This window comes from Nesterenkonia massiliensis, from assembly GCF_000455245.1.
Lineage (GTDB): Bacteria > Actinomycetota > Actinomycetes > Actinomycetales > Micrococcaceae > Nesterenkonia > Nesterenkonia rhizosphaerae.
The window spans coordinates 60954-83613 of sequence record NZ_HG005171.1 but is presented as its reverse complement, the minus strand read 5'-3'; the positions used below and the strand labels follow the sequence as shown (position 1 = coordinate 83613).

Annotated in this window: 27 protein-coding genes; 15 read left to right on the top strand and 12 right to left on the bottom strand. The window is 62.8% G+C overall.

Annotation, left to right across the window (positions count from 1 at the left end):
* Positions 1-481 (top strand): TrmH family RNA methyltransferase (locus tag TX78_RS10565; RefSeq protein WP_044496118.1); only part of this gene is annotated, 481 nt, incomplete at its 5' end.
* Positions 482-493: 12 nt separating this feature from the next.
* Here the strand turns inward: TX78_RS10565 and TX78_RS10560 are convergent.
* From TX78_RS10560 to TX78_RS10520, 9 genes are all read right to left on the bottom strand, one after another.
* The gene (locus TX78_RS10560) at positions 494-787 is read right to left on the bottom strand and encodes an MGMT family protein (protein WP_044496117.1); all 294 of its coding nucleotides are present in this window, start codon (positions 785-787) and stop codon (positions 494-496) included.
* A 101-nt stretch (positions 788-888) separates the two neighbouring features.
* Positions 889-1335, bottom strand: a complete 447-nt coding sequence (locus TX78_RS10555) for a pyrimidine dimer DNA glycosylase/endonuclease V (RefSeq protein ID WP_044496116.1) — start codon at positions 1333-1335, stop codon at positions 889-891.
* Positions 1336-1345: 10 nt separating this feature from the next.
* The gene (locus TX78_RS10550) at positions 1346-2206 is read right to left on the bottom strand and encodes a prenyltransferase (RefSeq protein ID WP_044496114.1); all 861 of its coding nucleotides are present in this window, start codon (positions 2204-2206) and stop codon (positions 1346-1348) included.
* Positions 2196-2534 (bottom strand): lycopene cyclase domain-containing protein, encoded by a 339-nt coding sequence (locus TX78_RS10545; RefSeq protein WP_044496113.1) that lies wholly within the window; start codon positions 2532-2534, stop codon positions 2196-2198. Before TX78_RS10545 ends, TX78_RS10550 begins: the two co-directional genes overlap by 11 nt.
* The gene (locus tag TX78_RS10540) at positions 2531-2869 is read right to left on the bottom strand and encodes a lycopene cyclase domain-containing protein (protein ID WP_267878928.1); all 339 of its coding nucleotides are present in this window, start codon (positions 2867-2869) and stop codon (positions 2531-2533) included. The genes TX78_RS10545 and TX78_RS10540 overlap by 4 nt, the downstream gene beginning before the upstream one ends.
* On the bottom strand, positions 2859-4436 hold the full coding sequence (gene crtI / locus TX78_RS10535) for a phytoene desaturase family protein (protein WP_044496112.1): 1578 nt from the start codon (positions 4434-4436) through the stop codon (positions 2859-2861). The genes TX78_RS10540 and crtI overlap by 11 nt, the downstream gene beginning before the upstream one ends.
* A complete protein-coding gene (locus TX78_RS10530) occupies positions 4433-5326 on the bottom strand; it encodes a phytoene/squalene synthase family protein (protein ID WP_044496110.1) in 894 nt (297 codons plus the stop codon). The genes crtI and TX78_RS10530 overlap by 4 nt, the downstream gene beginning before the upstream one ends.
* Before the next feature lie 2 nt (positions 5327-5328).
* The gene (gene idi, locus TX78_RS10525; RefSeq protein WP_044496109.1) at positions 5329-5886 is read right to left on the bottom strand and encodes an isopentenyl-diphosphate Delta-isomerase; all 558 of its coding nucleotides are present in this window, start codon (positions 5884-5886) and stop codon (positions 5329-5331) included.
* Positions 5887-5917: 31 nt separating this feature from the next.
* Complete coding sequence (locus TX78_RS10520) at positions 5918-7405, bottom strand: SDR family oxidoreductase (protein ID WP_044496107.1); 1488 nt, start codon at positions 7403-7405, stop codon at positions 5918-5920.
* A gap of 168 nt (positions 7406-7573) precedes the next feature.
* Between TX78_RS10520 and TX78_RS14645 the strand changes: the two genes are divergently transcribed.
* From TX78_RS14645 to TX78_RS10470, 11 genes are all read left to right on the top strand, one after another.
* A complete protein-coding gene (locus TX78_RS14645) occupies positions 7574-7732 on the top strand; it encodes an SAM-dependent methyltransferase (RefSeq protein WP_081652757.1) in 159 nt (52 codons plus the stop codon).
* Positions 7729-8145 carry a hypothetical protein gene (locus TX78_RS10515; RefSeq protein WP_049897827.1) on the top strand — a complete coding sequence of 139 codons (417 nt, stop codon included), beginning with the start codon at positions 7729-7731 and terminating at the stop codon, positions 8143-8145. The genes TX78_RS14645 and TX78_RS10515 overlap by 4 nt, the downstream gene beginning before the upstream one ends.
* 162 nt (positions 8146-8307) lie before the next feature.
* Positions 8308-9312 (top strand): universal stress protein, encoded by a 1005-nt coding sequence (locus tag TX78_RS10510; protein WP_044496106.1) that lies wholly within the window; start codon positions 8308-8310, stop codon positions 9310-9312.
* 135 nt (positions 9313-9447) lie between these two features.
* Positions 9448-10470 (top strand): class II fructose-bisphosphate aldolase, encoded by a 1023-nt coding sequence (gene fbaA / locus TX78_RS10505; protein ID WP_044496104.1) that lies wholly within the window; start codon positions 9448-9450, stop codon positions 10468-10470.
* Positions 10471-10614: 144 nt separating this feature from the next.
* A complete protein-coding gene (locus tag TX78_RS12800; RefSeq protein ID WP_049897826.1) occupies positions 10615-11442 on the top strand; it encodes an HAD family hydrolase in 828 nt (275 codons plus the stop codon).
* Positions 11443-11688: 246 nt separating this feature from the next.
* Positions 11689-12735 carry a phosphate/phosphite/phosphonate ABC transporter substrate-binding protein gene (gene phnD, locus TX78_RS10495; RefSeq protein WP_049897825.1) on the top strand — a complete coding sequence of 349 codons (1047 nt, stop codon included), beginning with the start codon at positions 11689-11691 and terminating at the stop codon, positions 12733-12735.
* Between the two features lie 113 nt (positions 12736-12848).
* On the top strand, positions 12849-13715 hold the full coding sequence (phnC, locus tag TX78_RS10490; RefSeq protein WP_081652756.1) for a phosphonate ABC transporter ATP-binding protein: 867 nt from the start codon (positions 12849-12851) through the stop codon (positions 13713-13715).
* Positions 13663-14790 carry a PhnE/PtxC family ABC transporter permease gene (locus TX78_RS12795; protein WP_158644336.1) on the top strand — a complete coding sequence of 376 codons (1128 nt, stop codon included), beginning with the start codon at positions 13663-13665 and terminating at the stop codon, positions 14788-14790. Before phnC ends, TX78_RS12795 begins: the two co-directional genes overlap by 53 nt.
* Positions 14787-16022: a phosphonate ABC transporter, permease protein PhnE gene (phnE, locus tag TX78_RS12790; protein ID WP_049897821.1), complete on the top strand. Its 1236-nt coding sequence runs from the start codon at positions 14787-14789 to the stop codon at positions 16020-16022. Before TX78_RS12795 ends, phnE begins: the two co-directional genes overlap by 4 nt.
* A 105-nt stretch (positions 16023-16127) precedes the next feature.
* Complete coding sequence (locus TX78_RS10475) at positions 16128-16550, top strand: DUF3151 domain-containing protein (protein ID WP_044496102.1); 423 nt, start codon at positions 16128-16130, stop codon at positions 16548-16550.
* Positions 16551-16561: 11 nt separating this feature from the next.
* Entirely contained in the window at positions 16562-17206 is a 645-nt protein-coding gene (locus TX78_RS10470; RefSeq protein ID WP_044496101.1) for a thymidine kinase, read from the top strand.
* A gap of 39 nt (positions 17207-17245) precedes the next feature.
* On the opposite strand, the gene TX78_RS10465 is transcribed toward TX78_RS10470, so the two are convergent.
* Positions 17246-18097, bottom strand: a complete 852-nt coding sequence (locus TX78_RS10465) for an SDR family NAD(P)-dependent oxidoreductase (protein ID WP_081652754.1) — start codon at positions 18095-18097, stop codon at positions 17246-17248.
* Positions 18098-18247: 150 nt separating this feature from the next.
* On the opposite strand from TX78_RS10465, the gene TX78_RS10460 reads away from it, so the two are divergent.
* The 3 genes from TX78_RS10460 (at position 18248) to TX78_RS10450 (ending at position 20555) form a co-directional block, all read left to right on the top strand.
* A complete protein-coding gene (locus tag TX78_RS10460) occupies positions 18248-18592 on the top strand; it encodes a hypothetical protein (protein ID WP_044496100.1) in 345 nt (114 codons plus the stop codon).
* Positions 18593-18928: 336 nt separating this feature from the next.
* Positions 18929-20215 carry a DDE-type integrase/transposase/recombinase gene (locus TX78_RS10455; protein WP_049897818.1) on the top strand — a complete coding sequence of 429 codons (1287 nt, stop codon included), beginning with the start codon at positions 18929-18931 and terminating at the stop codon, positions 20213-20215.
* Between the two features lie 133 nt (positions 20216-20348).
* Positions 20349-20555 carry a hypothetical protein gene (locus TX78_RS10450; RefSeq protein ID WP_044496099.1) on the top strand — a complete coding sequence of 69 codons (207 nt, stop codon included), beginning with the start codon at positions 20349-20351 and terminating at the stop codon, positions 20553-20555.
* Between the two features lie 179 nt (positions 20556-20734).
* On the opposite strand, the gene TX78_RS10445 is transcribed toward TX78_RS10450, so the two are convergent.
* Together TX78_RS10445 and TX78_RS10440 are read right to left on the bottom strand one after the other, a co-directional pair.
* Positions 20735-21052 (bottom strand): DoxX family protein, encoded by a 318-nt coding sequence (locus TX78_RS10445; protein ID WP_324603321.1) that lies wholly within the window; start codon positions 21050-21052, stop codon positions 20735-20737.
* Between the two features lie 190 nt (positions 21053-21242).
* A protein-coding gene (locus tag TX78_RS10440; RefSeq protein ID WP_101750646.1) for an IS3 family transposase occupies positions 21243-22465 on the bottom strand; the annotation gives its coding sequence in 2 pieces (ribosomal slippage) (positions 21243-22192 and positions 22192-22465; 1224 coding nt in all).
* Between the last annotated feature and the right edge of the window lie 195 nt (positions 22466-22660).

Here is a 22660-nt window from a genome sequence, read left to right as displayed (position 1 = left end):
GATTGTTGCCCACCTTGATGCTAAACGGCATGAATTCCACGTGGCCATCGAGAACTGGCAGCACGACTTCAATATCGGAACTGTGGTGCGCAACGCCAACGCGTTCCTGGCCAAAGAAGTGCACATCATCGGCAAGAAGCGCTGGAACCGTCGGGGAGCCATGGTCACCGACCGCTACCAGCATGTGCGGCATCACGGGTCAGTGCAGGAGTTCGTCGCCTGGGCCGACGACGCCGGGGTGCCGATCCTGGGTGTGGACCTCTTCCCGGACTCAGTGCCGATCGAGACCTATGACCTGCCGCGCCGCTGCGTGCTGGTTTTCGGCCAGGAAGGACCGGGGCTCAGCGAGGAGGTGCGGCAGGCAGCCGTGGACACCCTCTCCATTGCACAGTTCGGTTCCACCCGGTCGATCAACGCGGGCGTGGCCGCAGGTATTGCCATGCACGCCTGGATTCGTCAGCATGCCACCATCGCGCACTGAGCCTGCGGCGAACTATTGCGGGTCCTGCCAGCGGTAGCGCGCCAGGCTGATGCGGGCGCCGTCGGCCAGTACTCCTTCAGCCTTCAGCCGTTCCAGCTGCTCGGTGCGCAGATGGGGTGCGGGGATGCCGGTGGCGGGAACTATCCTGTGCCAGGGCAGGTCATGGCCGTCCTCTTTCAGTACTCGCCCCACCAGTCGGGGCGTAGACAGCCCCGCCAGGGCGGCGATATCACCATAGGTGGCGACCCATCCGGCAGGTACTGAGGCCACTAGGTCGCGAACCCGCTCGTGGGTCATCTCGTCCATCTCGGGCCTTCCTTCTCTGCTGAATCACTTCAGACCAGCCGATACGGGAGCTCGAAGCTCATTATTGCTGCCCCGGTACATCAGCCGCCGGCGCTGGTTGCCTATGGGCGTTCCCAGTCGGCCACCGGCCCTGGAACCACTCGGAAGAGGGGATGCACAGGCACTGGATCCGGCACCGGGCCAGTGCGGTGCCGCTCAGGGCTGCGCAGAGCGAGCTTGCGTTGGAGATGCTCCCACTCGAACTGCAGCTGGCCGGTGGTGACGGTCAGTGTTCGGTTCCCGGCAGTGCCTGTGGTGGTGTCCTGCACGGAGATCCTGGAGGCATCAAAACGGTATCCCCGCACCACAGCCTCCTCATACAGCCCATGGAGATAGTCCGCGACGGCGCCCGCCGGGTCCGCTGACTCCCTGAACCGCTGCAGCTGCGGGTGCCGGGTGTAACCACGGGTGCGACCATTGAGCACTGCTTGGGCGAGCAGCGCTTCACGCCAACCGGCCACCAATCCCTGCCGGTCCAGCAGCGAAGGGTGCAAGGACCACAGTCTCATCTGCCAGGCCTCATCCGATGACTCCGCTGCCCCAGATCAGCAGCATGGTCAGTGCTGCGCCGGCGGCATAGTTCAGCCACAGGAAGTGCCGCCAGCCGCCGTGGGCGCGGCCGGATGCGGCGTCGTCGAGATCTTGATACGGGGCAGCTGCGGCCACATAGGGCAGCGCCAGCAAGCCCGCCAGGGCCCAGGGCCAGCCGGTGCCGAGCATCACCAGACCTGAAGCTGACCACAGCGCCAGAGTCAGCCGTACTGTGGCGCGAGCTCCAAGCGCGGTGGCCACAGAGCTGATAGCCGCCTCCCGGTCCGGGATGATGTCCTGCACCGCCCCAAAAGCATGGCTGGCCATACCCCAAAGCAGGAATGCAGTCAGAGCGCAGACCACGGTGGCGCTTAAGGGTGTATCAACTAAGGTCAGCGCATACGCGGCTGGGGTAACAAAGTGCAGGCTCGAGGTCAGCGAATCCAGCACCGGGACCTCTTTGAAGCGCAGCGGAGGCGCAGAGTAGGCCACCAGAGCGAAGATGCTCACGGCCAGCACTGCTAAGGACAGCCCGGTACCCTGTATCGCCAGAAAAACTATGAAGGGCAGGCAGATCAGCGCCGAGAGCATGAGCATGGGGGTATGCAGCCTCGGGGCCAGCAACGCCCCTTCGGCGCCTCCTTTGCGCGGATTCGCGACGTCGGAGGCATAGTCGAAAACATCGTTGATCCCGTAGAGCGCCAGGTTGTATGGAACCAGGAAGAACAGCGTGCCCACAATAAGGATGAGGTCGATGGTGCCGCCGCCCAGCAGATACGCGGCGGCAAAGGGATAAGCCGTGTTGATCCAGCTCAACGGCCTGGATGAGCGGAGCAGCTCAGTGATCATCCTGCCTCCTTCCTCCACCGACTCGGGACAAGAGTATCCACAGGGCTGGCAGCAGGATGATCGCCGCCAGTGGATAGCTGAAGTCCTCCAGCGGCGCCAGACCCAATCGAATGCCGGAGATCTGTTCCTCGGCATAGCTGAACAGACCAACCGCAATCATCAGATTGTCGAAGATCGCCGTCAGGATCAGCAGCAGCACGCCTGCGGCTATCAGCGCCAGCCAGTTGAAGGGGGCGGGCCTGCCGGAACGATGCAGCAGCACCGCCGCACACAGCGCGACGACCACGGCGGCACCGAGGAATACGGCGGAGATAACAAGGTATGTCATCGCTGCTGCCTGCTTTCCAGAAGCCGCTGGGCTCCCAACACCAACACCATGGTCAGGTGGCACAGGAACAGCAGGAAGAACAGCTCCTCAAGAGGCAACTCGGGCCCGAGCATGATGCCGGTCATATAAGGGCCGGGCCCATGCAGGAAAATGCCCAGCGCAATTCCTGCCACATCCCACAGCAGGAAGAACGCGGTCCCTAGGGCCAGCACCAGCAGGGCCCGTAGTGGTTGCCGGAACAGGAAGAGTCGGTACCGCCAGTCCAGCAGCAGCATGCACCCACTGGATCCCAGAAGCGCAGCCAAGTAGAAGAAGTCCGTCAGCTCAGCGGGCAATGGGGGCCTCCAGCGGGCCGGCAGTGGAGTCCGAGCGCAGCGACTTCAGCACCAGCTCGGCGCTGATTAGGCACATAGGCACCCCGATTCCCGGCATCGTGGTGGCACCGGCGTAGAACAGCCCGGCCAGCTTCGATGAGCTGATCGGTCCACGCATAAACGCGCTTTGGCGCAGAGTATGCGCCGGCCCCAGGGCGCCCCCTTTGAATGCCCCGAAGTCCTGCGCAAAATCTGCAGGGCCGATGCTGCGCCGCACGGTGACCCGCTGAGCCAGATCCGGTATCCCCGCCCACTGGGAAATCTGCTCGATGGCCTCATCAAGCACCAGCTCCACACCGGGGTCTCCATTGCCCTCAGTTCCGCCATGGCCCAGGGTGGGATCAGCTCGCACCGGTATGAGGACAAAGAGGTTCTCGCTGCCTTCCGGGGCCACCGCGTCAGTGGCGCTGGGGCGGCAGACATACACTGAGCGCGGCGCCCCGCCGTCGGGCCGTTTGCCGCTGATCTCATCAAATCCACGCTGCCAGTCCCGGGTGAACAGCAGCGAATGGTGAGCCAGCTGCGGAAGCTCACCGGAGACCCCCAGCAGCCCCAGCACCGCACTGGGGCCAGGGTCCCGGCGACCCCAGAGGCGAGGTTTCAGGCTGCGGTGATCCGGGGCGAGTAACTGGGTCTCTGTGGTGTGCATATCTGCGGTGGAGACCACCACAGATGCCTGGAGGAATTGGCGCTGACCGTGCTCGTCAGTGAAATGCACCCCGGTGGCGCGGCCACGTGCGCCGGTGATGTGCCGGGCCTGGCAGTTGGTGCGGATCTCCACGCCTTCGCGCAGCGCAATGCGCTCCACGGCATTGACCACGGCGCTGAAGCCGCCTTTGGGATACAGCACGCCCTGGTTGATATCCAGGTGGCTCATCAGGTGATACAAGCTCGGCGCATCACGGGGAGAAGTGCCGAGGAAAACCGCTGGATAGCCCAGAATCTGCTGGAGCCTTTCATCGGACGTATGGCGGGCGATGAAGCGGTCCAACGGCTCGCCGAGCAAGCGCAGCAGCTTGGGGAGCCGGGTCAGCAACTCCGGCTCGAGGAACGATCGCGTGGAGGAATACGTGGAATACAGCAGCTTCTGTACGGCCAGCTGATACGTCTCCTCCGCCGAGGACAGGTACTTCTCAAGTCCATGCGGGTCACCGCTGAGGGCAGTGAGAGCAGCGGCGGCACCCGTGGCGGGCAGCTCGAAGGGCTCGGTGGCTTCCTCGAAGAACACCCGGTAAGCCGGGTCCAGGCGGACCAGGTCCAGTTGTTCTGCGGTGCTGGTGCCGCATAGCGCGAAGAAATGGTCAAAGACCTCAGGCATCAGAAACCAGGATGGGCCAGTTTCGAAGCGGAAACCGTCCTGCTTCCACTCACCGGCGCGTCCGCCGAGACTGGGTTGGGCCTCCAGCAGCGTGACCCGATGGCCCTCACGCGCCAGCAGCGCGGCAGTCGCCAGGCCCGCGAAACCGCCGCCGATGACCACTGCGTCCTGCGCGCCGCGTGCTCCCCGCCTTGCCTGACCGCGCCTCACCGCGCAGCTCCAGACTGCACGGACAGCACAGTACTGGCAAGCAGCCGTATTTTGACCCAGGACGGAACCGAGACTCGCTGTTCAAGCAGCTGTTGAGCCGGCGTGCGACGCAGTCGCTCATTGAGCTCGCCGAAGAGCGCTGCAGCCAGCGCGGTAGGCCGTCGGGCAGGTAGCGGGAGCTGCGGGATCACCTTCCATGCCGCATGCAGGTCGGCATCAACATCGGCCACGATCGCGGTCTTGCGCTGCTCACTGAGCTCTCCGCGAGAAGCCCCGGGGAAATAGCATCGGCCGAGGTGCTCGGCATCCTCAGCAATATCGCGCAGAAAATTGATCTTCTGGAAGGCTGCGCCCAGCCGACGTGCTCCGTTCTCCAGCTCGGCCAGATCCTCCTGAGTTGTGTGCTGCTCCTGGAGGAATACACGCAGGCACATCAGGCCTACTGCTTCGGCCGAGCCGTGGACGTAGCTGCGGTATTGTTCTTCACTTAGCGACGTCACCGGGTCCAGGTCCCGGCGCATTGAGGTGAAGAATGCGGTGATCAGCGGAATCTCGATACCGGTGCGACGAGCCGTGGTAGCGAAAGCGTGAACAATCAGATTCGCGCTGAACCCGCTGCTCAGGGCGGTAAGGGTTTCCTGCTCCAAAGCGTCGAGCACACTGCGCCTGGAGTCAGGGCCCAGACCCGCTTCTTCAGCAGTTCCGTCCACGATCTCATCGGCCACGCGCACCAAGGCATACACAGTGCAGATATCGGCACGCTGCTGACCCGGCAGCAGACGCGTGGCCAGCTGAAAAGAGGTGGAGTATTCCCGGATGACCCGGGAGGCGGCTTCGGCAGCTGTACGGGAGTAGAGGTCAAGATCTGAAGAAGGCTGTGGCGGATTCATCGTTATCCTGCAACGCTTTCTTCAGATGTAGGTGGCTGGTAGAGCTTCATCAGCTGTGCCTGCTCCACCAGCCATGGGGAGAATGCCCACGGGGTCTGTCGCAGTGCTCCACCGACCTGCTGGGGGGCGCTCCATCGAAGTTCGGCCACTTCGGCTGGATTCGGGCTCGGGGCGCCATCCGCCTGGGCGATGAATACCGGGCAGATCTCGTTCTCCACGATGCCGCAGGCGTCTGTGGCCCGGTAACGGAAATCTGGCAGCTGGACCTGGATGTCTTTCAGCCTCAGCCCCAGTTCAGTATGCGCATGCCGCCGTATTGCGGCTTCCATCGATTCTCCGGGCTGGGGGTGACCGCAGAAGGAATTGGTCCAGACTCCGGGCCAGGTGAGTTTCTGCAATGAGCGACGTGAGACAAGAACCTGTCCCTCGGTATCAAGGACATGACAAGAGAAGGCCAGATGCAGGGGAGTCTGTTTGCTGTGGACGTCCTTCTTCAGGACTGTTCCAGCAGGCCGTCCCTCCTCGTCAAGGAGGACGACCCGCAATTGTGTGTCAACCATCAGACCCCTCGATATCTCACTTTTCTTACTATTAGAACATCGAACCATCTGCGGCTACATCTTGTCGAGTCTGTTCAGCAGCGCTCGTCACACGCGCGGCCATCTGCCGGAAGATGACTGCGTGAAAGGGTGCCAGTGCTAACCAGTACAGCCGGCCGTTGAGTCCGGAGGGGAAAAAAATTGCTCGCTGGGTGTACCTGGATCCGTCTGCTTCTGGCTCTACTTTGAACTCTAACCAGGCCTGTCCTGGTACTTTCATTTCCGCGCGCAAGCGGAGAAGGCGATCAGGATGGAGCTCTTCAACCCGCCACCAGTCCAGTGTGTCGCCGAGGGCCAAGGAGTCGCGTTGACGCCGGCCTCTTCCCATGCCGACTCCGCCGAAAACCTTGTCGGCTAGGCCGCGAAGTCGCCATGCGCGGGAAAGGGAGAAGTAGCCGCGTTCTCCCCCTATGCCTTCTATGACAGAAAAGACTGCGCCCGGTTTAGCAGCGGAAACTCTGCTGCGCTCATCGACGAGAATCGTTCGTCCTGACCAATCAGGATCACTGGGCAGTGGCTCGGAAGGGACCTGAAGCGGGTGTGCGGCGGCCCATGTTGTCTCCACCGCATCAGCGGAGATTTTTGCCAGAGCAAGGCTGACCGCTCGTGCATAATCGGTCAAACCGCCTTCTGGCGGGGGAATAAGGGAGTCGATCGTGCGCTCCTTCACCACGCAATCGTGCTGCAGGGACTCCACCAGGGGCACCGCGAGGCTGCGCGGGATGGGGGTGACAAGGTTGACCCACTGTGCAGCCAGCCATGGGCTTAATACGGGCAAGGCCAGTACGCGCGGTTCACGCAAACCCGCCACGCGTGCGTAGATCTTCATCAGCTGTGCGTATGAGTGCACCTGGGGGCCGCCAATATCGCAGCGCATGCTTGTGCTCAGTGGCAGTTCGGCTGCCCCGGCCAGATAGTGCAGCGCATCTCGCACCGCGATCGGCTGTATGTCGTTATTGACCCAACGCGGCGCGGGCATCAGCGGGAGGATGTCGGTGAGATGACGAATCATCTCGAAGCTTGCCGATCCGGATCCGATCACCAACCCCGCCTGGAGCGTTAAGGTGGGCACCCCGCTGCTTTCCAATATCTCCCCTACTCGCACCCGTGAGCTCAAATGCGGGCTGAGAGTACCCTCAGGATGCAAGCCCGAGAGGTAGATCAGTCTTTCTATTCCCTGGTTCGAGGCGGCGTCCGCCACGGCCCTAGCACAGCGTTCATCTACCGACTCGAAATTCTTGCCCCCGCTCATCGAGTGCACTAGGAAATACAGCGATTGGGCACCAGCGCACAGCCGCATAGCAGTCTCTAGGTCGCTGAGGTCACCTTCCAGAACCTCTACGTCGTTCCTCCATGGCACATCCCGCAGAGCCTCTGCGCGCCTGGAAAGGACCCGTACTCGGTGCCCTGCTGCGAGCAACTGCGGCACTAGGCGGCCTCCGATATATCCGGTGGCACCAGTAACGGCGATGAGGGCCATAACAGTCCTTTGCTGTGTCGACTTTCCCACACGTTAGCATTTACAACCGTAGGGTTCCTGAGGGCGAATCTTTGGATTCTGCACGGCGACCGCCGGACTCCTGTCGCAAGATTTGCCTCTTCTGCAAAGTGTGTGCCTAGCTGAGACTCGGGTTCGGATGATGGACGTATGAGTCACGATTTTGAGGTCACCGGCCTTGACATCTCCTCCGCCGCCCTGAGCCGTGCTCGAACCCAGACTCGTCAATCAGGGTTGCAGGACCGTCTGAGATGGATACAGCAGGATGTCACTACCTGGCAGCCGCAGTGGAGCTTTGATCTAGTGTGACCAGCTACGCACACTCTGTGATCCCGCAGCTAGATCTCTACGAGCGCATCGCTCACTGGGTGCGACCAGGCGGGACACTCTTCGTGGTAGGGCACGCTGGACCTGAACCCGACAGACACTGTGCCCAGAATCTCGCTGTCGAAGGTCGCGATGCCTTCGGTCACGACCCGCAAGGTCATCTGCAGGGGCACGTTGGGGGAGGCGCACCTCCTGCAGCAGCCAGTGTGACAGTCAGGGACGTGGTGGCCCGCCTCCAGGGCTGGGAGGTCATCAGGGCAGAGAATTCCAGGCGAACTATCGAGACGTCTGACGGGCGTCAGATAGCGCTTCACGACGTCGTCGTCCGTGCCGTGCGTGCTGCAGGTGACGGTGGCGAGGAGTCGGCCGAGCAGCAGGGCGTGGTGGAACCCTAGGACGGCGTAACGTGCTCCTTCCTTGGGGTGGGTGCCAATCACCAAAGTTTTCTACAGCCTGTAGAAAACTGCGGGTAGAATAGAAGGCGACGGCAACGGTTCTCTATCACGGGGGTCGCCGTCGTCGTCGGTCGCCTCGCAGACCCCTGGGTAAGGGCAGTCATGGAACACGGCGTTCAGCACACCGGCAGCATTCCCTTCGAAGCCCGCAGCAGAGACCTCGGGGTCCTCATCGGCTTCGACGGCTCCGAGCACTCAGTGCTCGCCCTTCACTACGCAGCTCGCGCTGCCCGCCGGCGCGGGACGCGGCTGACAGTGGTCACCGCCTTCACCATCGGCGCCATGGCTCATGCCCGGCTGGTCGGGGTTCCGGAGTTCTCGGAGGAGAAGCTCAAGCAGGAGGTGGCCGAGAGCGTGCTGGAAGAGGCCCGTGGATACCTCAAGGATTATCCTGGCGAGGTCTCCTACCGCTCAGCCAAAGGCGATGCCGCAGGTGTATTGGTGGATCTCTCCGGCTCCGCCCAGTTAGCAGTGGTCGGTGCCCGGGGCCGCGGAGGGTTCCTCGGGCGGGTGCTGGGCTCAGTGGCCACGGCTCTGCCCTCTCACGCGAAGTGCCCCACAGTGATCGTCCCGCGCGGATACCGTATGGAGAACGACGACGCCGCGGACCCTTTCGCCCCCCTTGAGTCCAGCAAGCCGGTGCTGGTCGGCGTGGAAGGCTCGGCCTATAGCCGGGTGGCCGCCCTCCACGCTGCTGATGTTGCCGCAGCACGTTCGGTATCTCTGCACATGGTGATGGCACTGCCCCCGGTGGAGGGCGCGCTGGTCTGGTATCCAGAGCTGGCGCCCACTCATGCGGTGTATACCCAGCGTCGCCAGCGCGAGCTGGAGAATGCTCTCGAAGCAGAAGCCACCTGGCTCCGGGGCCATCTCCCGGAACTGGACATCATCACCAGCGTGGAGATCGGGGACCCGGTCACCGTGCTGACCAGGGCATCAACATCGGCGCAGCTGACAGTGGTGGGAACGCACGGCCGACGCAGCGTCGGAACTCTGCTGATGGGATCAGTGTCCCGCGGTGTGCTGCTCAGCGCCAAGGGGCCGGTGATGGTAGTGCCCCGGCTGAAGGAGGAGCGTCTTGCCGATCAACCGCATTTCACCAGCTGAACATTATGCTCCTAGGCCGTAGTCACTTCAGTCCTGCTGGTTCTCGTGCTCCATGGCGCCCATGGATAGGATGGGGCCAGAACCGCATCAACGAGGCTGCACCTACCGACGTGGACAACCGAATGGAGTTCTTCCGTGGCCATTGCAACACCGGATAAGTACAACGAGATGATCGATGCCGCCAAGGCTGGCGGCTACGCCTTCCCGGCGGTGAACGTCACCAGCTCCCAGACGCTCAACGCCGCCATCCGCGGCTTCGCCGAGGCTGAGTCAGACGGCATCATTCAGGTCTCCACCGGCGGTGCCGCCTACTGGTCCGGCCCCTCTATCAAGGACATGGTGGCTGGTTCGCTGGGCTTCGCCGCCTTCGCCAAGGAGGTCGCCAAGAACTACGGCGTGAATATCGCCCTGCACACCGATCACTGCCCCAAGGACAAGCTGGACGGTTTCGTGCTGCCGCTGCTGGAGGCCTCCGAGGCTGAGGTGAAGGCTGGCCGGGACCCCATCTTCAACTCCCATATGTGGGACGGCTCCGCAGAGACCCTGGAGGAGAATCTGCGGATCGCCGCTGAGCTGCTTGAGCGCACTGCGGCTGCCAAGCAGATCCTCGAAGTGGAGATCGGCACCGTCGGCGGTGAAGAGGACGGTGTGGAGAACGAGATCAATGAGAAGCTCTACACCACTGTGGAGGACGCCGTCGCCACCCTTGAGGCACTGGGCACTGGCGACAAGGGTCGCTACATCACCGCGTTGACCTTCGGCAACGTGCACGGGGTCTACAAGCCCGGCAACGTGAAGCTGCGCCCGGAGATCCTGAAGGACATCCAGGAGCAGACCGCCCAGAAGTTCGGCAAGGAGAACCCCTTCGATCTGGTCTTCCACGGTGGCTCCGGCTCTACTGAGCAGGAGATCGCCGATGCTGTGAGCTTCGGTGTTATCAAGATGAACATCGACACCGACACCCAGTACGCCTTCACCCGCCCGGTGGCAGATCACATGCTGAAGAACTATGACGGCGTGCTGAAGGTCGACGGCGAGGTCGGCAATAAGAAGACCTACGACCCGCGCGTCTGGGGCGCCAAGGCCGAGGAGAACATGGCCGCTCGCATTGTCGAAGCCGCCCAGCAGCTGGGCAGCGCCGGCAAGTCCATCGGCTGATACTCTCGGCTCATTTCGCCGCACCACAGAGAATCCCATCGGTTGTCGCACCAGAACCCCATCACAGGGAGCTGACGGTCACAATCGGTGGGATTCTTCTGTCTCGGCTCCCTAATGCCCTAATACATGTTGCGAAAGGCTGACGTGACACGCACCAAACTGCTGATCCTCGACTTCGACGGAACCCTCTGCCACGGCGATGACCCGGTGCTGGCCTATGCTGCTGAGGCCGATGCCATGCTGGCGGAACGGGGTCTAGGCCGGCAGCTGCGGCGCTCGGTCCGGGACATCACCGCAGAAGCCTTCGTCAGCAACCAGCTGTTGGTACCGGAGATCGCCTACGACGACGCCGGAGTGCCGCTGGCGGTGCTCGCTGACCGGGCGGCGGCCCAGGAGACTGCTGCGCAGGACACCGCGAAACCACACCCCGTCTCCTGGCCGCTGCAGGATGGCTACCAGCTGGTACAGCTGCTGGCCCAGCAAGCAGGTCTGAGCGCGGCCGAAACTGGACTGGCATTCCGTGCGGCCCGTCGTCGGCTGATCAGCCAGGGGTTGGCGCATTCAGATGTGCACGCCCCTGAAGGCGTGCATCAGTTACTCCAAGAGCTTCGCGAGTCCGCCGTCGTCGTTCTTATTTCCAACTCACCGGCCGAGGGCTTCGAGCCCTGGCTTCAGGTACTGGGTCTGGAAGGTGCCTTTGACACGGTGATCAACGGTGCGGGCAAGCCCTTCGGTATGCCTGCCGCGGTTGAGCAGGCCTGCGCTGGAACTGCGCATCCGGTGGCTGGCCGGGACATTCTCTCGGTGGGGGATATCTGGCTCAATGATCTGGCCTATGTTGATGAACTGGGTGGGACCACCGTGCTCATTGACCGATTTGGCACCGGGCTGGGGGCGCCCACACACAGGGTTTCCACCTTCGAGGCCGCTGCCTCGGCGATGCGGGCCTGGGCACAGTCCTCAGCGGAATGATGAGAGCGCCCTGTGCCAAGGAGTGGTGGCGCAGAGGGCACCAGCCCATCACCGGCAGCGGAACGTTAAGTAAATATCTGGTGAACTAGGGCTTCCCAGCTTGTGGCCAGGTTTAGTGCGTCCTAGGCTGACATGGAGCCCGCTGCTTCAGCTGCGGGCCTCGCCGATGAGAGGTTTCGGCAAGAATCCGGTCCTCGGCACCGCACCTGCACCTTGCATCTTGATAGAACTTAAGGAAGTTCCCATATGCGTATGAAGACCAAGTCCGCCTTCGCGCTGGCTGGCGTTCTGTCCCTGACTCTCGCCGGCTGTGCCGGCGATGAGGGAGACGTCACCGGCAACGACGCCGAGGAGACCGAGGCCACAGAGACCCCTGCCGGTGATACTGCAGACATCACTTCGGTGGACTCCATCACCATCGGCCTGGTGCCTGCCACTGACTCCGCCACTGAGGCCGAGGAGGACAACGCCAAGGCTCTGGCCGAGCAGCTCTCCGAGGCTCTGGGCGGCTTCGACGTGGAGATCTTCTTCGCTGATTCTTACCAGACCGTCATCCAGGGCATGCAGTCCGGTGACGTGCAGCTGCTGATGTCCGGCCCGATCGGCATGATCCAGGCTGAGGACGAGGTTGGCGGCACTCCGATCCTGCAGTCCATCCGCTACGGCTCTGATACCTATGTGACTCAGTGGTTCACCAATGACCCTGACACCTACTGCCTGGATGAGGTTGTCCAGAACGAAGAGGGTTACTCCTTCTGCAACGGTATCTACGATGAAGAGAGCGGCGAATTCGCCGACTACGGACCGGTCGGCCAGGACGCCCTGGAGCTGATCGAGGACGGCACTGCAGTGGCCTACGTGGATGAGGGCTCGGCATCCGGCTTCTACTTCCCGCAGACCCAGCTCAACGAGCTCGGCGTGGAGGTCGACGCCGAGTTCGCCGGCGGCCACGACGCCTCCGTGCAGGCTGTGTACAACGGTGACTTCACCATCGGCACCTCCTTCGATGACGCTCGCTCCAACATCGCTGAGGAGAACCCCGATGTGGGCGAGAAGCTCGTGGTGTTCGCCTGGGCCGGCCCCATCCCGAATGACGGAATCGTGGCATCGCCAGAATTCAACGAGGATGAGCTGCAGGTCATCACCGACGCCTTCCTGAGCTTCGCTGAGTCCGGCGACCTCGACGAGGGCGACCCGCTCTATGATGTCTACGAGATCAACGGCCTGGCTCCTGCTGACGAAGAGGCGCTGGACGTGGCTCGCCAGGTCTACGTCAACTTCGGCGATCAGTGAACCTGAGCTTTTAGCAGCTCACCTTTTGAGAGGAATCGCCTGACATACTCGCAGGTGCGGATCGTGGCACAACGCTCACGGTCCGCACCTGGGAGTAATGCAGGACTTTCATCATGATTACGTTTGAGAACGTCGATGTGGTCTACCCCAACGGGTTCAAAGGCCTCAGCAGCGTCAACCTGGATATCAAGCAGGGCGAGTTCGTGGCCATCATCGGTCTCTCCGGTGCCGGCAAATCCACGCTGATCCGTGCTGTCAATGGGCTGGTTCCCTACACCGGCGGCACCCTGACCGTGGGTGACACCGTGGTGGACCCGCGCAATAAGTCCAAGCTGCGTCAGCTGCGTGCCCGGGTCGGCATGATCTTCCAGCAGTTCAACAACGTCGGCCGCATCAGCGTTCTCAATAACGTGCTCATCGGTCGCTCCGCCGCGACCCCCACCTGGCGTTCCCTCATCGGCTGGTACGGTGCCGAAGACAAAGAGATCGCCTTCCAGTCCCTGGAACGAGTGGGCATTGTGGACAAAGCTTACAACCGGGCCTCCGCGCTCTCGGGCGGCCAGCAGCAGCGTGTGGCCATCGCCCGTGTGCTCGCTCAGGACCCCGAGGTGATCCTGGCGGATGAGCCGGTAGCCTCGCTGGATCCGCCGACTGCCCGCCAGGTTCTCGGGGACCTACGCCGAATCCAGCAGGATCTCGGCATCACCTGCATCGTGAATATGCACCATCTGGACCTGGCCCGGGACTACGCCGACCGGATCATCGGTATGCGCGGGGGCGAAGTGGTCTTCGACGGCCCCACCGCCGAAGCTACCGATTCGGTCATCGAAGAGGTCTACCAGCGCTCGCTGACCGCCGAGGACGTCGCGGCAGTCGAAGTGCCGGTGAAGCTAGATGAGCTGGCCCCGGCCGCAGACGATGACCTCCATGCGGCAACAGCGGATCCCGCCGCTGGTGGCGAAACAGGCGGGAAGCCCTGAGGTGACCGCCGTCGTCGAGCCAAGCACCTCCGCGGGGGCGCCGGCTGCTGTGCAGCGGCCTGAGCGTCCGCGGCCCCCGCTGCAGTCCTATCTGCTGCTGGCCCTGGTGGCCGTCGCCGCCTTTGCTTTCTTCTGGTGGACAAGAGAAGACACCTCGGTGCTCTTCATTCCGCTGGGTTTCACCACGCTATGGGCACCGCAATGGCCGCTTATCGGCTTCGCCGTGATGCTTGCGGTGCTGGTCCTCTGCTGGCTCACCCGCACCGGAGCCATGGCGGCTTTCGGTGCACTGGCCGTAGTGATCATGAGCTACTGGGCCGGTGCCAGCATCCACTTCCTGGACCGGATCGTGGAGGTTCCGCAGCGCCTGACCACGGGCAATACCCGTGACCAGCTACTGGGCTACCTCAACCCGGACTGGAGCTACCTGCTCTTCTCCAATGTTGCCGGCACCTCACGCCCCATCTGGGGAGAATGGCTGATCACCCTCTGCATGGCCGTGGTGGCTACGCTCATCGGCTGCTTCATCGGCCTGCTGCTGGCCATGCTGGCCTCACCGGTGTCCAGCCCGAATAAGGCCACCAGCCAGACGGTCAAGGCCATCAACTCCGTGGTCCGCTCCATTCCGGATGTGGGCTGGGCGCTGCTCTTTGCCGCATTCATCGGCGGTACCGCCTACGGACTCGGAGCCCTGGCTGCGGTGCTGGCGTTGATCATGTTCAACATCGGCATTGTGGCCAAACTGCTGGGCGAGTCGGTGGACGCCGTCGCGCTCGGTCCGTTGGAAGCAGCCGACGCCGCCGGGGCCAACCTGGTCCAGCGCGACCGTGTGGCAGTCCTGCCAGCGGTCATGCCGAGCTTTGTCTCCTACAGCCTCTACGTCTTTGAACTGAATATCCGTGCCTCCGCGGCCCTGGGTGTTGTGGGCGTGGCCGGTATCGGTGGCGAGCTCAGCCGTCAGATCGGACGTATGTCACAGGGCTATGAAAATGTCGGCGCCATCCTGTGGGCGCTGGTCCTGGTGGTCCTGCTTGTTGACCTGCTGTCCATGTGGATTCGGAGGAAGCTGCTGTGACCTACGGATACAAAATTGCAGCAGCCCTGGCAGGATCTGTGCTGCTGGCAGCCGGCTCCTTCCTGCTGAGCTACGTACCGGCAGCTGAATCTTCGGATGTTTTCCGCCGGGCGATGCTGGGCAGTGCCGCCGGCGCCGCCGTCGTCGCGTGTGGTCTTGCCATCTTTGGTCTGGCGTATCTGGGTACTACTAAGCAGCGCCGCGCCGAGACGCAGCGAGTAGCGCAGGGTCGGGAAGGCTACGCGCCGGACCGGTTGGATATGCGTCCGGTGAAGCCCAGCAAGTTCCTCTACAACATGGCGCTCATCTTCGTGGGCGTGGTCTTTGTGTCCTCCGCCGCTGGTACGGGCATGACCCTGAGTGCCCTGCTGGACATGCCGGCGCGGATCTGGGACTACACCACGCAGATGGTGGCCGGAGTGGCGCAGATTCCGGACGAAGAGGCGCGTGATGCCTGGTCTTCGGCCTTCGACGCGATGCTGGAGTCGGTGGCGATCGCCTGGATCGGCACCATCGTGGGCGCGCTCTTCTCACTGCCCTGCGGCATCCTCGCGGCCCGGAACATGACGCCGCTGGCGATCTACATCCCCATGCGCTTCATCCTCTCGATCATCCGCGCAGTGCCGGAGCTCGTGTTCGCCGTCGCGATCTTCATCCCGCTGCTGGGTGTGGGACCAGCTCATATGGGTGGTGCCATGGCCGGTGCCTTCGCGCTGGGCATCAGCTCCATCGGTACGCTCTCGAAGCTGATCTCCGAAGCGATCGAAGGCGTGGACCCGGGGCCGTTGGAAGCATCGCGAGCCTCCGGCGCCACCCACGTGCAGATGATCCGCTGGGCGGTGCTGCCGCAGGTGATGCCTGAGGTGATCGCCATCTGGCTCTACCGCTTCGAGGTCAACATCCGTGCCTCCGCCATCCTGGGTGCGCTCGGCGCCGGTGGTATCGGTCGCCTGATCAGCCCGCCCAACGGTCTGTTCGGGCAGCGCCCCTACGACTGGGAAGCCATCGGCATCACACTGTTCGTCATTATTGCCATCACCATGGTGGTGGACCAGGTATCCGGATTTGTCCGTCACCGGGTCATCCATGGGGCCACAGTGCGGCAGAAGCGCCGCGGCTTCGGTGGCCGGGGGAGAAAGGACACGGGCGGTCCAGGGGGCCACGACGACGGCTCTGGGCAGGGTGGAGTGAACCTCACCGAGGCCCGCGCTGAGGCCACCGCGGCGCGCTGAGCATCCTGTACGAAAGGCCCGACGTATCGAGAGGCCGGGAGCAGATTGTGGCATTCACCGTCACGTACTGCTGCAGGGGGCATAGGACGGTTTAGGCTTAGGCGCATGAGCATTCTTGGTCGTAACCTGATGGAGCCCGAACCCACTCTGCTGCCTGCTGAGCCGGAGGTGACTGAGTCTCTGGCTGCCGGTGAGGAACCGGTAGATCTGGCTGCCGAGCACCCCACCTCATCGCTGGTGTGGGCACTGCTGGGGGAGGACGCTCTGGATCAGGGCTACACCGTGGAGGGCTACGCCTACGCGCGTGTGGGCTACCACCGCGGGTTGGACTCCCTGCGCAAGGCCGGCTGGCGCGGATCCGGCCCGGTGCCGTGGAGCTACGAGCCTAACCGTGGATTCCTGCGGGCCCTGGCTGCACTGGGACAGGCGGCGGCCGCTATTGGCGAAACCGACGAGGTGGTCCGTATCCAGAAGTTCCTCAACGACTGCGACCCGCAGGCCGCTGAGGAGATCGCCAAGTTTCGCTGACCAGTACCCACGTGGCCAAGCTCTACTTCCGCTACGGAGCAATGAACTCCGGTAAATCCACTGGGCTGCTGCAGGCCGCCTTCAATTACGAGGAGCGCGGCCAGCGCGTTCTTCTGGCGAAGCCGAAGGTTGACAGCAAAGGCGATGACCAGATCGTCTCTCGGTTGGGGGTCACCCGGCAGGTGGACTTCCTGGTGGGCCCCCAGGACGGTTTCCGGGAACTCTTCAGCCAGCATGCCGCCGGGTCCGAGCCCGGTACCCTGCTGGAGGCCATGGGCAGTTCCGGGGAGGAACTCCATGCCAAGCCGGTGTCCTGCCTGCTGGTGGACGAGGCGCAGTTCCTGACACCGGAGCAGGTTGATGACCTGTTGCGGATCGCGGTGCTTGATGGAGTGCCGGTGCTGGCCTACGGTATCCGCACTGACTTCCGCACCCGAGCCTTCCCCGGTTCCGCGCGCCTGATGGACCTAGCCCATTCGTTGGAGGAGCTGAAAACCATCTGCCGCTGCGGACGCAAGGCGGTGTTCAACACTCGCAGACAAGGTGAACAGATTGTCTTCGACGGAGAACAAGTAGCTATCGACGGCGACCAGGTCTGGTACGAATCCCTCTGTGCCGCGTGTTATTTGGAAGCCTCTGGAGGCCGCCTGGGTTAGTCCTTGAGCCTGCTGGCACCAGCCATAGACTCACGCTGCTCAGCGGCCCCTGATCTTCGTTGCGGCATAGGCGCGTGCCCGGCCAGCAGCATTCTTACTGGTCTTGGCCGCAGCTACAGCAACCACGGCCTTGCCCGCAGCAATCGCCACTGGAAGAGCCACGACGGCGCCCGCAGTCAGGGCCGCACCTGTGAGAACTCGGCGGCCAGGCTGCCGTGAACGGCCACCCCAGCCGTCCTGAATGGTGGCCAGTTCCCGTGGAGCTGAGCGGTACAGGTTGCCGCTGTTGGCTCCTGCCGGTTCTTTGCGAGAAAGGTGCTTCTTATCCACCTGGACCGCCATGAAGTTCTCCACAGCAGCCGGGGTGGCACGGTGCTGCATCACCAGCTGCTTGGCACCGGGGCCCACCGGAACCTCGTGCCGGGGCTTCTTGGCTGCCTTCAGGACAGTGTCTGCCACTCGCTGGGGTGAGTAGACAGGAGGCATCGCCAGGACCTTGCGTCCGGTGTAGTTGGCGGCTTCGCCGAAGAACGGCGTGTCAACGGTGGCCGGCAGCACCGAGACCACGTGGACGTCGTCGCGCTTCTCCCGCGCCAGCTCTGAGCGAATACTCACCGAGAGGGCGTTGATGCCGGCTTTGGAGAGGGAGTAGGCGGCGGTGAAGGGCTGGGCCACCTCACCCACAACCGAGGAGATATTGATGAGCACACCGTGGTCTCGGCGCCGGAAGTGCTTCAGTGCCGCTCTGGCGTCGTGGACATAACCCATGATGTTGACATCCAATACGCGCCGGAAATCCTCCAGGGGCGTCTGGGATAACGGACCGAAGAGCGTCACTGCCGCATTGTTGATCCACACATCGAGTGGGCCTGGCTCACCAACGGTGGTCAGGCGTGCGGCTACTGCGGGGTGAGCATGCGATGAGCAGTGAGCTGGAGTGTGACTACTGCGGCACCCTGATCACGGGGCGACCCGTGACGGAAGGTCCTGACGACTTCTGTAGCTATGACTGCCTGAATCGGCACCTGGAGGAGACAGACGATGAGTAGTGAGTACACGCCGAGTACAGAGGCTGCGAGGGAGCATTACACCCGAGAGCAACCGCCGCAGATCGGCACGGTCAGCGAGAAGGGCGCAGAGCTCGACCGGTGGCTCGCCGCTGAGATCCGCAAGGTCAAGGCTCAGGCGTGGGACGAGGGTCGGTCCGCCGAGCAGGAGTATCGCTGGAGGCAGGACGACGCTGAAGCGGCAGGAATCTACGTGCAGATCGGCTACCCGCGCAACCCTTACCGGAGCAAACCCTCTTGCGGGTGCGACCTCAGCGGCATGACACCCCCAGCCGCTCACCTGGTGGACGACCACGAAGGAACAGGCGATGAGCGGTGAGTTCACGCCGACCACAGAGCAGGTCCGTGACGGCTACAGATACGACCCCGAGGCCGAATATCACGATCCGATCACACCACACCACGTCACCAATGGTCGCGCCTTCGACCGCTGGTACGCCGCTGAGATTGCCGCCGCTGAGAAGCGCGGTGCCGTGCGGGCTCTGAGAGAGGCGGCGGAAGCCGTAGAGTCAGCCGCCACCCCCAACTGTATCGGCCCATCGTCCTCATGTCACAGGGCCGACGAGACTCAGAGAAAGTCCCCGCGTAGCCAGGGGTCGTGCCTCATAGAAAAGTCCCCGGCAAAGGACGGGGTGGGGTTCGGCGACGATGGGGTATGCCGGATAAGGATGTCTCGTTGGCCACCAGGGTCGAGATCACCAAGAAATACGCTGCCGCCTACGAGGCCGCTTCGAAGAAGGACAAGTCGAAGATTCTGGACCAACTGGTCGAGGTCACCGGCTGGAACCGGGATCATGCCCGCCAGCAGCTACGACGCCGGCTGACCCAGCCGAGAGGACGCGCTACCGCCACTGTGGCAGTGATCGATCGGCGCAAGAGCCGGGGCCGGAAGTACTCCTACGACGCGATCAAAGTCTTACAGCACGTGTGGGCCACCGCCGGGGGTATCTGCGGCAAATACCTCGCCGCCTCAATGGCTGACTGGATCCAGGCGATGGAAGCCGCCGGGGCCCTGGTTCCTGGCCAAGACCGCTATAGCCGGCAGGTCCGGACTGAACTGCTGGCCATGAGCGCAGCCACCATCGATCGGTACCTGGCACCAGCGAAGGCCAGGGACCCTATCCGAGGGAAGTCGGCCACCAAACCGGGCAAACTGCTGCGCAACTCCATCAGTGTGCGCAAAGCAGGCGATGAAATCGAAGCCGAACCAGGGTTCTTCGAAGTCGACACCGTGGCCCACTGCGGGCCGACCTTGAAGGGTGAGTTCGCCCGGACGGTGAACTTCACCGATATGCATACCGGGTGGGTCTTCACCCGCGCGATCCGCAATAACGCGATGGTCAACATCGTCGCCGCCTTTGAGGAGTTCATCACCACGGTGCCGTTTATGGTCACCGGCATCGACTCCGACAACGGCAGCGAGTTCATCAACCACCAGGTGTTGGGTTGGTCCGCTGAGCGGAAGATCTTCTACACCCGGTCCCGGCCGTATCAGAAGAACGATCAGGCCACCATCGAGTCGAAGAACAACCACCTGGTCCGCCGCTACGGGTTCTACTACCGCTACGACACCGCGATCCAACGCGAACTACTTAACAGACTCTGGGACCTGGTCTGTGACCGGCTGAACTACTTCACCCCCACCACCAAGCCCACCGGCTACACCGCCGATGCCATCGGGCGTCGTCGCCGGGTCTACGACAAACCCCGCACCCCCTACCAGCGGCTATTCGATGCCGGAGTCCTCAACCCAGCCCAACAGCAGGAGCTGGCCACCTACAAGGCCTCGCTGAACGTCGTTGAGATCGCCGCTGAGATCGACACGATCCAGCAACGGCTGATCGCCTTGGCCGCGATCCCGACTCGGCGCCTGGAGCGGGAGCTCGAGGACCAAGCCGCTCGGGCAATGCCCGAGGCCGATTGGATCAAACTCTACGGCTGACCCGGACCTGTTTCGCGGGGACTTTTACATGAGGCACGGGGGATCACTTCCCGGGGACTTGACAGTGAGGCACCACGAGGGCGGACAAGATCATCCTCACTAGCCGCGCCGACCGGATCGAGGAGGGCGAATAATGGACGAGCTAAGAGACCGGATCGCAGAGGCGATCAAGGAAGAGGTCAAGGCGCGCACTGGAGGAACTATGGGCGCAACCGAGCATGACCTAGCCCAAGCCGTGATCGACACACTGCGTATTGAGGAGCACGTGACCGAAGTCCACGGCGGGAACACGATCCGCAAGGACTACTCGATTGGGTACAGCGAGGAGATCCACCTGTGACCGCTTGGCAGGACACCAAGCGGCCGATTTAGCCGCGAGGGCCGCCACCACGGCGATTCTGCCGCACGAGTCGGAATACGAGCCGGACCACACGGCGCACAATCATCAGAATCTGCATACCACCAGCGCACTCAGGACCGCTACGGCGGTCCTTTTATATGCCCTGGAGGAGGGTCGTTTCAGGAGCGTCGATCGCGAGTCGCCCACAGGACACCTGCGATCAGGACAGGCTGGAACACCAGCCGCACTGCACGCTTCTGGTCGGTGTCCAGCCCGAACCCGTCACGCTGGTGATACCACTGGGCCACGTTGCCGGGGAAGATCGCAGTGAAGAAGCCGGCCGTAGCCAGACCCACAGTCCGCTTCCGCTCACCGGGAATTATCAGTGCTGTCCCGAGCCCGATCTCTGCGACACCAGAGAGCAGTACTGTCGCGTCCTTCGACAAGGGAACAAACTCGGGTACCTGCGCTTGGAACTCGTCCCTGGCAACGGTCATGTGGGCCACGCCAGCCCCAACGAGTGCGACACCCATCAATACGCGGGTAGCCGCCCTGGGTAGAGACTGGTCTCCATTTATCTTGGTTAGTGAGACGGACATGGATCGACTCTATAACACTGAGCTATAAAGGTGGAGGAACATCAAAGCCATGGCCTTGCCCGCAAGTCGTGGACACGGTCTTAGTTCCTCAGGCGGCTGCCGGAAGCTGTTCTGATTTACCCGGCCGCCGGTCTCTGCGGAGGGATTCTTCGTATTCCACCGGTGGGAGCATCCCGATCGCCGAATGCAGCCTGCGGCGGTTGTAGACCTTCTCGATCCAATAGGCGACCCCTGTGCGGGCCTGGGCTCGGGTGGCCCAGGTCCGGCGGTCGTAGAACTCGGTCTTCAGCTTCGAAAACACCGACTCGGCCATCGCATTATCAAAACAGATCCCAGTCCGGCCTACCGACTGCTCGATGCCCAGGGTCTTACAGACCTTGTGGGTGTCCTCCGAGGTGTACTGGGTACCCCGGTCGGCGTGGAAGACCACACCTTCGGGCTTGTGATTCTGTCTGACAAGGCAGGCTCGGCGCAGCGCGGACTCGATCAGCTCGGAGTTCTGCACCGTGGACATCGCCCACCCCAGCACCCTACGGGTGTGAGCATCGGTGACCAGGCACAGATACAGCCATCCCTCACCGGTTCGCAGGTAGGTCACATCACTGATCCAGACCTTATCCGGGGCACCTTGGTCCCAGGTGCGCTTGACCCGGTCAGGAAGCCGGTGGGGCTTGACTCCGGCGATGGTGGTCACCGGGGTGAACATCGCCGGGCTGATGCCCTCCAGCCCCTGGCGGCGCATCGAGGCAGCCACCGTCTTCTTGTTCACCTTCACTCCTTCCCGGTCCAGCTGGGCGGTAACCCGTGGGGCGCCGTAGACATCATCAGAGTCAGCGTGAACCTTCCGGACCTTCTCATCGATCACACGCTGACGCTGCATACGCGGACCAGCCGGCTGAGCACCCCGGGCGACCCAGGCGTAGTACCCCGAGGCTGAGACGCCCAGCAGCCGGGCCATGCGGATGATCTGGTGGTTGTGCTTCTCCGCGTGCATCAGTTCAAACCGTTCCGATCCTGACGCTTCTGCGCGAAGAAGCTCGCGGCTTTTCCCAGGAACTCGTTGTCCTTCTTAGCCTCGTAGAGCTCCCGTGCCAGCCTGGCGTTCTCTGCCTCCAGCTCCTCGACGGTGCGGCGCTTAGCAGGCTGGGTGGCCTGCCGTTCGGCCTCGACCCACCGGCCCAGAGTCTGAGGCTTGACCCCGATCTCATCGGCTACAGCCTTGATCGTGCGCTCGGTATCGATCACCAGCCGAGCTGCTTCCTTCTTGTACTCCGGAGTGAAGCTCCGACGCTTCCTATTCATGGTTTCCATCGTGACACCTCTCTGGCAACAGCGGAGGCTGCTACCTATCTCAGATGTCCACTACTTCAGGGTAGGCCCAGCCAGTCATCGCGTTGGGATCGGTACATAGAGTTCGACCTCGGGATGACGCTCGAAACTACAAACGAAGGAGGGCCAATCATGACAACACCCGAGATGACCCAAGGCATGAGTCGAGTCGACTAC

Coding starts and splice junctions, on each gene's coding strand:
- phnC (WP_081652756.1), top strand. CDS start 12,849: ATGATTACGTTTGAGAACGTCGATGTGGTCTACCCCAACGGGTTCAAA.
- TX78_RS10555 (WP_044496116.1), bottom strand. CDS start 1,335: ATGAGACTGTGGTCCTTGCACCCTTCGCTGCTGGACCGGCAGGGATTG.
- TX78_RS10520 (WP_044496107.1), bottom strand. CDS start 7,405: ATGGCCCTCATCGCCGTTACTGGTGCCACCGGATATATCGGAGGCCGC.
- TX78_RS10550 (WP_044496114.1), bottom strand. CDS start 2,206: ATGATCACTGAGCTGCTCCGCTCATCCAGGCCGTTGAGCTGGATCAAC.
- TX78_RS10560 (WP_044496117.1), bottom strand. CDS start 787: ATGGACGAGATGACCCACGAGCGGGTTCGCGACCTAGTGGCCTCAGTA.
- phnD (WP_049897825.1), top strand. CDS start 11,689: ATGCGTATGAAGACCAAGTCCGCCTTCGCGCTGGCTGGCGTTCTGTCC.
- TX78_RS14645 (WP_081652757.1), top strand. CDS start 7,574: ATGAGTCACGATTTTGAGGTCACCGGCCTTGACATCTCCTCCGCCGCC.
- TX78_RS10545 (WP_044496113.1), bottom strand. CDS start 2,534: ATGACATACCTTGTTATCTCCGCCGTATTCCTCGGTGCCGCCGTGGTC.
- TX78_RS10510 (WP_044496106.1), top strand. CDS start 8,308: ATGGAACACGGCGTTCAGCACACCGGCAGCATTCCCTTCGAAGCCCGC.
- idi (WP_044496109.1), bottom strand. CDS start 5,886: ATGGTTGACACACAATTGCGGGTCGTCCTCCTTGACGAGGAGGGACGG.
- TX78_RS12795 (WP_158644336.1), top strand. CDS start 13,663: ATGCGGCAACAGCGGATCCCGCCGCTGGTGGCGAAACAGGCGGGAAGC.
- TX78_RS10450 (WP_044496099.1), top strand. CDS start 20,349: ATGGACGAGCTAAGAGACCGGATCGCAGAGGCGATCAAGGAAGAGGTC.
- TX78_RS10445 (WP_324603321.1), bottom strand. CDS start 21,052: ATGACCGTTGCCAGGGACGAGTTCCAAGCGCAGGTACCCGAGTTTGTT.
- TX78_RS10460 (WP_044496100.1), top strand. CDS start 18,248: ATGAGTAGTGAGTACACGCCGAGTACAGAGGCTGCGAGGGAGCATTAC.
- TX78_RS10475 (WP_044496102.1), top strand. CDS start 16,128: ATGAGCATTCTTGGTCGTAACCTGATGGAGCCCGAACCCACTCTGCTG.
- TX78_RS10530 (WP_044496110.1), bottom strand. CDS start 5,326: ATGAATCCGCCACAGCCTTCTTCAGATCTTGACCTCTACTCCCGTACA.
- TX78_RS10455 (WP_049897818.1), top strand. CDS start 18,929: ATGCCGGATAAGGATGTCTCGTTGGCCACCAGGGTCGAGATCACCAAG.